At 63.7% G+C, this 13,437-nt stretch carries 11 protein-coding genes; 9 read left to right on the plus strand and 2 right to left on the minus strand.

Annotation, left to right across the window (positions count from 1 at the left end; genetic code table 11):
• Window positions 1-3: 3 nt before the first annotated feature.
• The 4 genes from glyS (at window position 4) to EI983_RS05285 (ending at window position 6,332) form a co-directional block, all read left to right on the plus strand.
• On the plus strand, window positions 4-2,259 hold the full coding sequence (gene glyS / locus EI983_RS05270) for a glycine--tRNA ligase subunit beta (RefSeq protein ID WP_157706349.1): 2,256 nt from the start codon (window positions 4-6) through the stop codon (window positions 2,257-2,259).
• 88 nt (window positions 2,260-2,347) lie between these two features.
• Entirely contained in the window at window positions 2,348-4,924 is a 2,577-nt protein-coding gene (gene ppdK / locus EI983_RS05275) for a pyruvate, phosphate dikinase (protein WP_198389380.1), read from the plus strand.
• A gap of 164 nt (window positions 4,925-5,088) precedes the next feature.
• Window positions 5,089-5,697: a cell wall hydrolase gene (locus tag EI983_RS05280; RefSeq protein ID WP_246162299.1), complete on the plus strand. Its 609-nt coding sequence runs from the start codon at window positions 5,089-5,091 to the stop codon at window positions 5,695-5,697.
• Between the two features lie 137 nt (window positions 5,698-5,834).
• A complete protein-coding gene (locus EI983_RS05285; RefSeq protein ID WP_157706351.1) occupies window positions 5,835-6,332 on the plus strand; it encodes a DUF2244 domain-containing protein in 498 nt (165 codons plus the stop codon).
• Between the two features lie 375 nt (window positions 6,333-6,707).
• On the opposite strand, the gene EI983_RS05290 is transcribed toward EI983_RS05285, so the two are convergent.
• A complete protein-coding gene (locus EI983_RS05290; RefSeq protein WP_157706352.1) occupies window positions 6,708-7,172 on the minus strand; it encodes a GatB/YqeY domain-containing protein in 465 nt (154 codons plus the stop codon).
• A gap of 184 nt (window positions 7,173-7,356) precedes the next feature.
• Between EI983_RS05290 and carA the strand changes: the two genes are divergently transcribed.
• Window positions 7,357-8,505: a glutamine-hydrolyzing carbamoyl-phosphate synthase small subunit gene (gene carA, locus EI983_RS05295; protein ID WP_157706353.1), complete on the plus strand. Its 1,149-nt coding sequence runs from the start codon at window positions 7,357-7,359 to the stop codon at window positions 8,503-8,505.
• Between the two features lie 95 nt (window positions 8,506-8,600).
• The gene (locus EI983_RS05300) at window positions 8,601-10,514 is read left to right on the plus strand and encodes a glycosyltransferase (protein ID WP_157706354.1); all 1,914 of its coding nucleotides are present in this window, start codon (window positions 8,601-8,603) and stop codon (window positions 10,512-10,514) included.
• On the opposite strand, the gene EI983_RS05305 is transcribed toward EI983_RS05300, so the two are convergent.
• Window positions 10,488-11,132, minus strand: a complete 645-nt coding sequence (locus tag EI983_RS05305) for a GntR family transcriptional regulator (RefSeq protein WP_157706355.1) — start codon at window positions 11,130-11,132, stop codon at window positions 10,488-10,490. The genes EI983_RS05300 and EI983_RS05305 overlap by 27 nt on opposite strands.
• A 107-nt stretch (window positions 11,133-11,239) precedes the next feature.
• Between EI983_RS05305 and EI983_RS05310 the strand changes: the two genes are divergently transcribed.
• The 3 genes from EI983_RS05310 (at window position 11,240) to EI983_RS05320 (ending at window position 13,416) form a co-directional block, all read left to right on the plus strand.
• Window positions 11,240-11,884 (plus strand): pyrimidine 5'-nucleotidase, encoded by a 645-nt coding sequence (locus tag EI983_RS05310; RefSeq protein ID WP_157706356.1) that lies wholly within the window; start codon window positions 11,240-11,242, stop codon window positions 11,882-11,884.
• Window positions 11,885-11,971: 87 nt separating this feature from the next.
• Window positions 11,972-12,196: a hypothetical protein gene (locus EI983_RS05315; protein ID WP_157706357.1), complete on the plus strand. Its 225-nt coding sequence runs from the start codon at window positions 11,972-11,974 to the stop codon at window positions 12,194-12,196.
• Window positions 12,197-12,216: 20 nt separating this feature from the next.
• Window positions 12,217-13,416 (plus strand): UbiH/UbiF family hydroxylase, encoded by a 1,200-nt coding sequence (locus EI983_RS05320; RefSeq protein WP_157706358.1) that lies wholly within the window; start codon window positions 12,217-12,219, stop codon window positions 13,414-13,416.
• Window positions 13,417-13,437 lie beyond the last annotated feature (21 nt).

Genomic DNA, 13,437 nt, shown 5'->3' on the forward strand with positions numbered 1-13,437 from the left:
GCCATGCCTGACCTTCTGATTGAACTCTTCTCCGAAGAAATTCCGGCGCGGATGCAGGCGCGGGCGGCGCAGGATCTGCGCGAGCGCGTTACCAACGGGCTGGTCGAGGCGGGGCTGACCTATGCGGGTGCCGCGGCGTTTTCGACGCCACGGCGGCTGGCGCTGGCGCTGGAGGGGCTGCTTGCGGAAAGCCCCACGGTGAAAGAAGAGCGCAAGGGCCCGCGCGTGGATGCGCCAGAGAAGGCGATCGAAGGCTTTCTGCGCGGCGCGGGTGTGTCGCGTGACGATCTGGAGATCCGCGACGAGAAGAAGGGCCAGGTCTATTTCGCGATGATCACAAGGCCCGGACGCCCGGCGGCGGAGATCATCGCCGAGGTCCTTTCGGACGTGGTGCGCAACTTCCCCTGGCCCAAGTCGATGCGCTGGGGCAGCGGGTCTTTGCGCTGGGTGCGGCCGCTGCAATCCATCCTGTGCATCCTCACTGACGAGGCGGGCGAGGCGACGGTGGTGCCGCTGGATATCGACGGGATCACGGCGGGAGACACCACCGAGGGTCACAGGTTCATGGCGCCGGAGCGGTTCCGCGTCACGTCATTTGAGGACTATGCCGCCAGGCTGAAACGCGCCTACGCCATCCTCGATGCCGAAGAGCGCGCCGCGCATATCTGGCAGGAGGCGACCAATCAGGCCTTTGCCTGCGGCCTGGACGTGGTCGAGGACAAGGGCCTGCTGACCGAGGTGGCGGGCCTTGTGGAATGGCCCGTGGTGCTGATGGGTGAGATTGGCGAGGAGTATCTGAGCCTGCCGCCCGAGGTGCTGCAGACCTCCATGAAGGAACATCAGAAGTTCTTTTCGGTGCGCAACCCGGACAGCGGGCGGATCGAGCGGTTTGTGACCGTCGCCAATATCGAGACCGCCGATCAGGGCGCGACCATTTTGGCCGGCAATCAGAAGGTGCTGTCGGCGCGGCTCAGCGATGCCAAGTTTTTCTGGGAGAACGATTTGCGCGTGGCGCGGGACGGTATGGGCGCGTGGCTGGAGCAGCTTGAAAATGTGACCTTTGAGCGGCGTCTGGGGTCACAAGCCGAGCGGATCGCAAGGATCGCGGCACTGGCGCGGGAACTGGCCCCGGTGGTGGCGGCGGATGCCGATCTTGCGGAACAGGCGGCACGGGTGTGCAAGGCGGACCTAAGCTCGGAGATGGTCTATGAATTCCCCGAATTGCAGGGGTTGATGGGGCGCTATTATGCGGCTGAGGCGGGGCTGCCCGATGATGTGGCGGCGGCAGCGCAAGAGCATTACTCGCCGCTGGGCCCCTCTGATGAGGTGCCGACGCGTCTCGTTTCTGTTGTGGTGGCGCTGGCCGACAAGCTGGACCTGCTGACCGGGTTCTGGGCGATTGAGGAAAAGCCGACGGGATCGAAAGACCCGTTTGCCTTGCGCCGGGCGGCGCTGGGGGTGATCCGGATCATCCTTGAAAACGGCTACAGGATAAAACTGGACCGGTTTGTCGACAGCCAGCTTGTGAAACACAAGATCGCCCTGCATCGCACAAAGGCCAGCAGCGGTGAGATCGACACGCTCGAAGAGATCCTGCAGGAAATGGCCGAGCACGGGGTTTTCGGGGCCGCATGGCACGCCGTCATGGACCGGCGCAAAAACGGGGAGACCCCGCCCGACATGTCCGATGGCAGCGTCCTGCGGACAGTGGGGGACGCGGTGCCGGACCTGTCGACCGACCTTCTGGCGTTTTTCCATGATCGTCTGAAGGTCTATCTGCGCGATCAGGGCTTGCGGCATGATGTGATTGACGCCTGCCTGTCTCTGGGCGACGGCGATGACCTGGGCCTGATCGTGGCACGGGCGCGCGCACTGTCCGACGCGCTGAGGACCGACGATGGCGAGAACCTCGTGCAGGGCTTCAAGCGGGCCAACAACATCCTGACCCAGGCCGAGGAAAAGGACGGGGTGGAGTATTCCTTTGGCGCGGACGTGAAATTCGCCGAGACCGCGGAAGAAAAAGCGCTGTTTGCCGCCCTCGATGCCGCCGAGGCGCAGATCGCCACCGCGATGCAGGCCGATGACTTTGCCGCCGCCATGGGGGCGATGGCCGCCCTGCGCACACCGATTGATGCGTTTTTCGAGGCGGTGCAGGTGAATACGGATAACGAGGTGCTGCGGCGCAACCGGCTCAACCTCTTGTCGCGCATCCGGCAGATTTGCCTGCAGGCGGCGGACCTTACCCAGATCGAGGGCTGAGGCACTGATCAGCTAAGGCCCCGCGCGCCGCGCGGGACGGGTATTTTCAGAGGCAAAACGCCGCCTTGCTTTGTCTGGCGCGCGGCGTATGCTGCGCCCACGAGATAAAGGTGCCGCAGTGCAGAATAACGACCCTGATATTACCCTGATCACCCCTGATGCGCCGATGTCGCCGGGGACCCATGGCGGCCGGGCGAAATGCCTGCAGCGGCTGGTGCGGCTCGATCTGCCGGTGCCGGTGACGGTGGCGCTGTCGTTTGATGCGGTGCATCGGCTGGCGGCGGGGGAGCCTCTGGATATGCAGCGGATACTCGCACCCTTCGGCGAGGCGCCGCTTTTGTGTGTGCGCCCGTCGTCGGAAGACCCCGATTGGGGCGGGCCGGGCGCGATCCTGAACATCGGGATGAATGACAGCCTCTATGTGGAATTGTCGGACAGGATTGGCAAACGCGCGGCGGCCTCGCTCTATCTGCGCTTTGTACAGGCCTATTCGATCCATGTGGCGCGGCTCGACCCGGATATGTTCGACGAGGTGTCGGACGATCCGGTGACGGGTTTGCCCGAGGCGCTCAGCGCCTATGAAGAAGAAACCGACGAAAGCTTCCCGCAGGAACCCGCTGTGCAGCTTCTCGAAGTGCTGCGCTCCATGGCGCGCACCTGGGAGGGCACCTCGGCGCGGCTCTTGCGGCAAGCCAAGGGCGCGCCTGCGGATGCCGGGCTGGGTCTTGTGGTGCAGCAACTGGCGCTTGGTCTCGGCGAGACGACGGGTGAAAGCGGTTCGGGTGTGATGCAGCTTGTCAACGGGCAGACCGGCGAGCGCAAGATCACCGGGCGCTATCTGAGCCAGAGCCAGGGGCGCGACGCGCTGGGGCAGGGGGCCGGGGCGCTTTTTCTTGCCAGGGATGCGCGCGGGCCGTCGCTGGAAGAACAGGCGCCGGATGCCTATGCTCAGTTGATCGCGCATACGGCGCTCATGCGTGAGAAGCTGCGCGAGGAGATGACAGCGGAATTTACGGTCGAGAACGGCAAGGTCTGGCTGCTTGACGGGGTGCGTGTGGCGCGCAATGCCCGCGCGGCTGTGGCGATTGCCGTGGCATTGGCCGAGGACAGGATCATTCCGCGGGAAGAGGCGCTGATGCGGATCGAGCCGCGCGCGCTTAATGAGCTTCTGCACCGGCAGGTGGACCCGGAGGCCAAGCGCGACCGGCTGACACGTGGCGTGGCGGCCAGCCCGGGTGCGGCGAGCGGCAAGATTGTGTTCTCCGCCGCCGATGCTCAGGCCAGCGCCGCGCAGGGGGAGGCGTGCATTCTTGTCCGGCGCGAGACCAGCCCCGAGGATATCCGCGGCATGCATGCCGCGGCGGGGGTTCTGACCGAACGCGGCGGGATGACCAGCCACGCCGCGGTGATCGGGCGGGGCATGGGCCTGCCTTGCGTGGTGGGGGCATCCGATCTGACGTTCCAGCTCAGGCGCAAGCGGATCGTGGCCCCGGATGGGCGGGTGTTCAAGGCGGGCGACGTGATCACCATCGACGGCACCAGCGGCGATGTGCTGGCAGGTGAGCCGACGCTGGTGGAGCCTGCGCGCGACGATGCGCTCAAGACGCTGATGACCTGGGCTGATGAGGTGCGCGATATTTCGGTGCGCGCCAATGCCGATACGCCCGCCGATGCCGAAATGGCGCGCGGGTTCAAGGCGCAGGGGATCGGGCTTTGCCGGACCGAGCATATGTTTTTCGAAGCCGACCGGCTGACCGTCATGCGCGAGATGATCTTTGCCGACACGCCTGCCGAGAGGGCCGAGGCGCTGGAGCTTCTGCTGCCCATGCAGCGCGCGGATTTTGCTGATCTCTTCCGCATCATGCAGGGCCAGCCGGTGTGTATTCGCCTGCTTGACCCGCCGCTGCACGAGTTCCTGCCGACCGAGCGGTCGGGGCATGTGCAGCTTGCCGAGGCGCTCGATCTGCCGGTGTCTGACGTGACCCGCCGGGTCGAGGCGCTCAGCGAGTATAACCCGATGCTCGGCATGCGCGGGGTGCGGCTGGGCATTGTGGTGCCCGAGATCTATGAGATGCAGGCGCGGGCGATTTTCGAGGCCACGATCGAGGCCAGCCAGCACGGGGCGCCAGTGGTGCCGGAGGTCATGATCCCTCTGGTGAGCGCGATGCGCGAAGTGGAACTGGTCAAGGCCAAGGTGGATGCCGCCGCCGCCGCCGTGCGGGCCGAGACGGGCCAGGCGTTCGACTACCGGCTGGGCGTGATGGTCGAGACCCCGCGCGCGGCGCTCAGGGCAGGCGATATCGCGCCTCTGGTGTCGTTCCTCAGTTTCGGGACCAACGACCTCACGCAGATGACTTATGGGCTGTCGCGCGATGACGCGGGCAAATTCATGTCGGAATATGTGCAGCAGGGCGTCTTTCCCGAAGATCCGTTTCACTCGCTTGACACGGACGGTGTGGGCGAACTGCTCAATCTGGGGATCGAGCGCGCGCGGGCGGCGAACCCGGATGTGGTTATGTCGATCTGCGGTGAACATGGCGGTAACCCCGAATCAATCGCCTTCTGCCGGGATGCCGGTTTTGACTATGTAAGCTGCTCTCCCTTCCGGGTTCCGGTGGCGCGACTTGCTGCCGCACAATTGGCCGTGCGCGACAAGATCGGGTAGGCGCAGGCCGGACATCCCCAACATACTGCGGTGTATGGTTGTTTTACAATGCTGCGCTGCGGCGTAAACCTGCCGTCGGAAAGCCCCTGGGCTGGACGGAAGGCCTTGTTTGCTCTACGTCCCGCCCAAGTTTTATGCAGTTTTGGGGAAGTGGGGACACGATTATGTTGCGGATTGCAATGATTTTGAGCCTGGCTCTGGCCGGTTCGGTCATGGCCGATACGCCGGTGAAAAAATTGGTGGACCAGGAACAAAGCGCGCTGAAGGCGCTGCCTGACGGTAAGCGTGAGGCGCTTTTCAGTCGACCGGAAACCAATGTCACCTACACGCGTGAATGGCTGGCGCAGAATGCGGTCGCCAAGGGCGATGAGCAGTGGCGCTGTCTGGCGGAGGCTCTCTATTTCGAAGCGCGCGGCGAAAGCGTGAAAGGGCAGTTCGCCGTGGCCGAAGTGATCCTGAACCGGGTTGATAACCCGCGCTATCCGGATACGGTCTGTGGGGTGATCCACCAGGGCACGGGGCGCAAGTATCAGTGCCAGTTCACCTATACCTGTGACGGGCACAAGGAAGTGATTGCCGAACCCAAGGCGTTCAAACAGGTGGGACGCGTCGCGCATCTTATGTTGAACGGCGCAGAGCGTTCGCTGACCAAGGGGGCAACGCATTACCACACCCGCGCCGTGCGTCCGAAATGGTCCAAGACCTACCCGCGCACCGCGACGATCGGTGTGCACCATTTCTATCGCCAGACCACGCGCGTCTCGTCCAACTGACGCGCGGGTCTTGGGGGCCGCGCATCGTCCGAGATGGAATAGCGCGCAATGAAGGAGCGTTTCGCCGTGTTTCGCGAAGCGGGTCAAAGCTGCAGGTCAGGGTTGTCGGCGGCGTCAAAGACGCTAAACACTTTTGCATGCCTTACACCTGGTACAACAGCTCGACGGATACGCAGACCAAGCGGTTGGAGCTCTGGCCTTACCGCTCATTGCCGCGCAAGGGCTTTGCCGCGGCCATCCTGGGCGCTTTTGCACTGGGTACGATCCCGCTTTACGGACTTTTGGGCACGGTTCTGATCTGGGGGCTGCTGCCGTTTCTGCTCTTGGCGGTGGCCGGGCTCTGGTGGGCGCTGGAACACAGCTACAAGACCGCCAGATTGCATGAGGAACTGACCATTGATCCCGAGCGGTTGCATTTGCGGCGGGTCAATCCCAGAGGCGATGTGCAGGAATGGGACTGCAACAGCTATTGGGCGCGGGTCAGCATCCATCCCAAGGGCGGGCCGGTGGATCATTACATCACGTTGGGCGGAGCGGGCCGAGAGGTCGAGATCGGGGCGTTCCTGTCCGAACCGGAGCGCAAGGTTCTGTACAGTGAGCTTCAGGACGCGCTGCGGGCGGCCAAATCGGCGTGAAGCGGTCACTGCCGGGGGCAGCTGAACGCGGGTTTCACCTACAGGCGCGCGCACGTTAACGCGATTTGGCAAATGGCAGGATTGAGCCCTTTGGGGACATGTGATGTGGGCGCATTGCGCGGAATCAAGGGCGAAGCCCGCCGCGCATCGCCGACGCGCCCCCACGCGGCGGCGATTGGGTTCAGCTTGGCACATCATTCGGAATGCGTTCGGATGTGACGGGGATAAAGTGCCCTGAATTTCGGTTGGATCGCCCCCGCGCGCGTCGGCCATACGCGGCTCAGTGCCCGGAACACCAAACGGCGGCTTCCTCCCGCGAAGCGGACAGAGAGCCGACACGGAGCGGAGGGTGACCCCCCTTCGCGCGCGCTGCGCTTATCCCTGGCAGAGCTTGTCCTTGACCAGCGGGCCGACCGCGCCGAAATCCATTTGTCCGGTGTAGCGTTCTTTGAGCGCGCCCATGATCTTGCCCATGTCCCGGATCGAGTCTGCACCGGTCTCTTCGATTGCCTTGTCGATGGCTTCGACCACCTCGTCGTCGCTGAGCTGGCGCGGCAGGAACTCTTCTATAATCGCGATTTCGGCCTCTTCGCGCTCGGCGAGGTCGATCCGCCCGCCTTCTTCATAAGCGCGCACGCTTTCGCGGCGTTGCTTGGTCATCTTGCCGAGGATTTGCAGGATTTCCGCATCGCCCACACCCTCTTCGGCGCCGTCGCCCCGGCTGGCTATGTCCTGATCCTTGATCGCGGCGTTGATCAGGCGCAAGGTGGCCAGTCGCTGCGATTCCTTGTCTTTCATGGCTTGTTTCACGGCCGAATTGACCTGATCACGCAAACTCATCCGTTCCATCCCGGGTGGTTGATCATAAGTTACGGACCCTACCCAAAGACCGAACCCGAGGCAAGCGGTGCCGTGGCGGTTCAGGAGGATCGGGCCGGTCCCGTTGCGTCACGATCTTGGGCCTTGACCCCCCGGGGCGGCCTCCGTAGGTTCGCGCCAATTTGCACCCCGGAGAATCGTGATCATGGCACATGCGCCCATGCCCCACCCGACCGCTTGCCTGGCACTCGCGGACGGGACGTTGTTTTATGGCAAAGGCTTTGGCGCAGTGGGGGTGACCACGGCGGAGCTGTGTTTCAACACCGCCATGACCGGCTATCAGGAGATCATGACCGATCCGAGCTATGCCGGGCAGATCGTGACCTTCACCTTCCCGCATATCGGCAATGTCGGCGTCAATCCCGACGATGACGAGACCGCTGACCCGGTGGCCGAGGGGATGGTGGTCAAATGGGATCCCACTCAGCCGTCGAACTGGCGCGCCACCGAAGGGCTGGCCGACTGGCTGGAGCGGCGCGGGCGCATTGCCATCGGCGGGGTGGATACGCGGCGGCTGACCCGTGCCATTCGCCAACAGGGGGCGCCGCATGTGGCGCTCGCCCATGACCCCGAGGGCAAGTTCGACGTCGAGGCGCTTGTGGCCAAGGCGCGGGCTTTTGTCGGGCTTGAGGGGCTGGACCTCGCCAAGACGGTGACCTGCGCGCAAAGCTATCGCTGGGACGAGATGCGTTGGGCCTGGCCCGAGGGATATACCCGCCAGACCGCGCCCAAGCACAAGGTCGTGGCGGTGGATTACGGGGCCAAGCGGAACATCCTGCGCTGCCTCGCATCGGCGGGTTGCGATGTGACGGTGTTGCCCGCCACGGCGACGGCCGAGGAGGTGCTGGCGCATCAGCCCGACGGTGTCTTTTTGTCCAACGGGCCCGGCGATCCGGCGGCCACCGGTGAATACGCCGTGCCGATGATCCAGGGCGTCTTGACGGCGAACCTGCCGGTCTTCGGGATTTGCCTGGGCCACCAGATGCTTGGGCTGGCGCTGGGCGCGCAGACCATCAAGATGAACCACGGCCATCATGGCGCGAACCACCCGGTGAAGGATCTCGATACCGGCAAGGTCGAGATCACGTCGATGAACCACGGTTTCGCGGTCGACAGTCAGACCCTGCCGGAGGGGGTGATCGAAACGCATGTGTCGCTGTTTGACGGCTCGAACTGCGGTATCCGGATGAAGGACCGCCCGGTGTTTTCGGTGCAGCACCACCCCGAGGCAAGCCCCGGCCCACAAGACAGTTTCTATCTGTTCGAGCGGTTTGCGGCATCGATGGCGGGATAGCGGAGCTAGGCAATCGCTCTGTTAACCAAATATTTACGGCAAATTAACCTTTAACTGAAATCCTGGCCTGCGGAAGATTTGCTAGGGGACAGGTCATGGGTGTGTCAGAACTGCGCCAACTGGGGCGGCAGGCGCTGGATCGTACTGGCGATGCGGGCGCGATTGGCGACGAGCTTGTGCGCATCGGCGCGCTGTCAAAATCGGATGCACTTCTGGCGCAACTGGTCAAGCGTCATTGCGATGCCTCCCTTGATCGCATCCTGACCGCCGAGGGACTCGCCGGTCAGGAGGATCTGCTCAGAGCCCATGCCAACCGCCTGAGCACGACCTTCATAAGTGCGGAAGAGCTTGGCAACCGGGATCTGGTTGAGACGGTGATCGACCCGCGCGCCATGCTCAAGCAAGGCTTCGTGCCGATCAGAGATGCGCGCGGTCGGCCGGTTGTGGCGACTGCGCATCCTGAACAGTTTCGCGAAGCGGCCGCCGGGCTCCCCGTGGATGTCGCCGGGGCGCCGCTGGTGATCGCCGAACGCACGCAGGTTCAGGCGCGCGTGGCAGAGGGGTTTCGCCCGGAACTGACCCGGTTTGCCGAAACGCGCGTTCAGTCGCTCGAAAGCTGCCGCAACTGGGGCGGGCGCTTGCGGCTGCGCCTTGTGGCGACGCTGCTCTCCTTGCTGGCCTTCGCGGCGCTGACCCTGATCTTTCCCGGGGCGGTGTTTGCAGTATTTGCCCTCTGGGCGGCCTTTACTTTGCTGGTGACAGCAGTGATGAAAGCCTCGGCCTTTATCGCCGCGATCACGATGGACCCTGATCCGCCGCCGTCGCCGCAGATCACCGGCAAGGCCCCGCTGCCCAAAGTGTCGATCCTGGTGCCACTGTTTCGCGAGACGGAGGTACTGCATGCGCTGGTGGCCCGCCTCATGCAACTGACCTATCCCAAATGCCTTCTCGATGTGATCCTGATCCTGGAGGAAGAGGATGAACTGACCCAGGCCACGTTGGCCGAGATCGACTTGCCGCCGTGGATTCGCGCGATCACGGCGCCGGATGGTCAACCACGCACCAAACCGCGCGCGATGAACTATGCGCTGGATTTTTGCGAGGGGGATATCGTGGGCATCTACGATGCCGAGGATGCACCCGACCCGGACCAGATCACCGTCATTGCCCGACGATTTCAGCAATTGCCCGAAGAGGTGGCCTGCCTGCAGGGGGTGCTGGACTACTACAACCCACGCCAGAACTGGCTGGCGCGCTGCTTCACGATTGAATACGCGAGTTGGTTCCGCCTGATGCTGCCGGGCATGGCGCGGCTTGGCTTTGCGATCCCGCTGGGCGGCACGACACTGTTTTTCCGCCGAAAGCCCCTGGAAGAGCTGGGCGGGTGGGATGCTCATAACGTGACCGAAGACGCGGATCTCGGCTTTCGGCTGGCGCGCCATGGCTACCGCACGGAAATGGTCCATACCGTGACCGAGGAAGAGGCCAACTGCCGCTTCTGGCCCTGGGTCAAGCAACGCTCTCGCTGGCTCAAGGGGTACATGACGACCTATCTGGTGCATATGAGGCGGCCGCTACTGCTCTATCGGCAATTGGGCGGGTGGAAATTCCTGGGCTTTCAGGCGCATTTCGTGACCGCGCTCTCGCAGTTCATCCTGGCCCCTGTCCTGTGGTCCTTCTGGCTGGTGCTGTTCGGCCTTCCGCACCCGCTCGACCCGCTGATCTCTCGCCCGGTGATGGTGGCGATCGGAAGCCTGTTTCTGCTCATCGAGGTGATGAATGTGATCATCCACATGACAGCCGTTTCGGGGGTGAAACACCGGCACCTGCTGTTCTGGGCGCCGACCATGCACTTCTATTCGCCACTGGGGGCGATTGCGGCGTATAAGGCGCTCTATGAGCTCGTTTTTAAGCCGTTTTTCTGGGACAAAACCACACATGGCTTGTCGCCTGGCGCGGTTGCCGCGCCGCGGCAGGCGGGCTCAGACGGTGCTGCCGACCTCACCTGAATCGAGTTTCAGCCGGGTTACGAACGCCTTGGAGATATGCGCGCGCAATGCTTCGCCCGCCGCATTGCTGTCGCGATTTTCGATCGCGGTGACGATGGCGTCATGCTCGGCAAGCGCCGCCTCATCGCGCCCCACCGCGGCAAGCGAGGTGGTGGCCAGAAGCGCCATGGACCGATGCACCAGATCGAGCTGCTGAACCAGGAAGCGGTTATGCGAGGCGAGATGGATCTGCTTGTGAAAGCGCCGGTTGGCGCGGGACATCGCCTTGGGATCGCCCAGAAGCTTCTTGTCGTCCTCGACCATGTCTCGCAGCACGCGTACTTCCTCATCTGTGGCGTGGCGCGCGGCAAGGTTCGCGGCCAGCCCTTCCAGCTCGGCGCGCACGACATAAAGCTCGGCAAGCTGGTTGTGATCAAGCGAGGAGACGATCAGGCTGCGCCCGTCGCGTGTCAGCAGGCTTTGCGTCTCCAGCCGTTGAAGGGCCTCGCGGATCGGCGTTCGCGAGACACCCAGCCGTTCGGCAAGGTCGCTTTCCACCAGCCGGTCGCCCGGTTTGTAAACCCCGCTGTCAATCGCATCGAGGATAAGCGTATAGGCGTCTGTCTGTTGCGGTTTCATGGGTGTGGTCCGTGATGTCTCTTTGTCTTTGACCCTAGCCCTCAGAAACGCGCGCGTATACCCCTTGGGCGTTGCACCTTTGTCGCGGGATACGTAGGGTTCGGGCCATGCCAAAACACCAGTTTGCCCATGTCGAGACCTGGGTCTTCGACCTTGACAATACGCTCTACCCGCCACAGGCGCGCCTCTTCGATCAGATCGAGGTGAAGATGACGCAGTATGTGATGGACGCGCTTGGTGTGCACCGCGCTGAAGCGGACCGCCTGCGCCAGCATTATTGGCGGGAGCATGGCACAACCCTTGCCGGGCTGATGCGGGAGCATGGTGTGGACCCCGGGCCCTATCTGACCGATGTGCATGAGATCGATCTGGACCATCTTGAGCCGGAGCCCGCACTTGCGGCGCGCATCAAGTCCTTGCCGGGGCGCAAGATCGTTTACACCAATGGCACCGCCCCCTATGCCGAACGTGTGCTGGCCAAACGCGGCCTCAGCGGGGTCATGGATGCGGTTTATGGTGTGGAACATGCCGCGTTTCGTCCCAAGCCCGAGGTCGAAGCGTTCGAAACCGTCTTTGCCCACGATGGGGTGGACCCGCGCCGCGCTGCGATGTTCGAGGATGAGCCGCGCAACCTGGCCGCGCCGCATGCGATGGGGATGCGCACTGTGCATGTGGCGCCGGAACGGCATGTGGCACCACATATTCACTATCATACGGACGACCTTTCAGGCTTTTTGGCCAGGCTGCTCTGATATTGCTGCACCTGCGGCATAATGCGCATGGGCGGGGGACAGGCCGCGCCTAACTCAGGGTTGTAACCCGATAGAGAGGAGCGCAAGATGCCGTTTGACAAGACCGAGTATACCGAGGAACTGGCCCAACTCGAGGTCGGCTCAGACACGAGCGAGAGCCGCGCGCAAACGGCGCTTTATCTTGTCGCGGCGGTGCTCGTGACGCTTTGGGCGACCAGCGTGGCACTTTATGGATTGCCCGGTCTGGTGCTTCCGGCGCTGGTGATGGTGCCGTTGATGATGGTGATTTTGGTGCGGCTGACCCGGGGGTAGACGCCGCGAAAGGCGAGGACATGACGCAAAGCCAGGTGGATATCCTGATCTCTGGCGGGGGCGTGGCCGGGCTGACCGCTGCCGCGTTGTTCGGCAAGGCGGGCTTTTCGGTGATATGCGTCGATCCAGCACCGCCGGTCACCGAGCGCGACAGCAAAGGCGCTGACCTCAGAAGCACCGCCTTTTTGCAGCCCGCCCGGGCGCTTCTGGAGCAGGCGGGGCTTTGGCAAAGGCTGGCGCCTTATGCGGCGGATTTGCAGATCATGCGGATTGTGGATGCAGGTGGCGCGCAGCCCGAGCCGCGCATCACCAAGGAGTTCGACGCCGCTGACATCTCGGACGCGCCCTTTGGCTGGAACCTGCCCAACTGGCTTTTGCGGCGCGAGATGGTGGCGCATCTGGACCAGTTGCCGAATGTGGAGTTCTGCCCCGGGGTCGGCACCACATCTCTGTTCACCCGCGAAGCCGAAGCCCGCATCGGCCTGAGCGATGGGCGGCGGGTGCGGTGCCGTCTGGTGATTGCGGCGGACGGGCGCAATTCTTTTATCCGCGAACAGGCGGGGGTGCCGGTCAAGACCACGCGTTACGGGCAGAAGGCACTGGCCTTTGCCGTGACGCATCCGATCCCGCATGAGGATGTCTCGACCGAAATCCATCGCACGGGCGGGCCGTTCACCCTTGTGCCGCTGCCCGATTACGAGGGGCGGCCGTCCTCGGCTGTGGTCTGGATGGAGGACGGACCCGAGGCGGTGCGCCTGCGGGACTTGCCGAAAGCGGCGTTCGAGGACGCGATGAACACGCGCTCCTGCCTTCTCTTCGGGCCGCTGACGCTGGCTTCGCAGCGCACGCTCTGGCCGATCATCAGCCAACTGGCCGAGAGGATGTATGCCGAGCGGGTGGCGCTGGTGGCCGAGGCGGCCCATGTGGTGCCCCCCATTGGTGCGCAGGGGCTGAACATGTCGCTTGCGGATATGCGTGAGCTGCTCGACCTGGCGGTGGCGTCGCCCCGCGATCTGGGGAGCCGCGATATGCTGGAGGCCTATCACAAGCGCCGCCATCTGGAGGTCAGCGCTCGGGTCAGGGGCATAGATATTCTCAACCGCGCAAGCCAGGTCCACGCCCAACCCCTGCGCGACATGCGGGCGTTGGGGCTTAACGCGATATATAGCCTCGCGCCGGTGCGCAAGACGCTGATGCAGATGGGGCTTGGCGTGCGCTGAGCCGCTCATCGGTCCCTTGCG

Source organism: Roseovarius faecimaris (assembly GCF_009762325.1).
GTDB classification, from domain to species: domain Bacteria; phylum Pseudomonadota; class Alphaproteobacteria; order Rhodobacterales; family Rhodobacteraceae; genus Roseovarius; species Roseovarius faecimaris.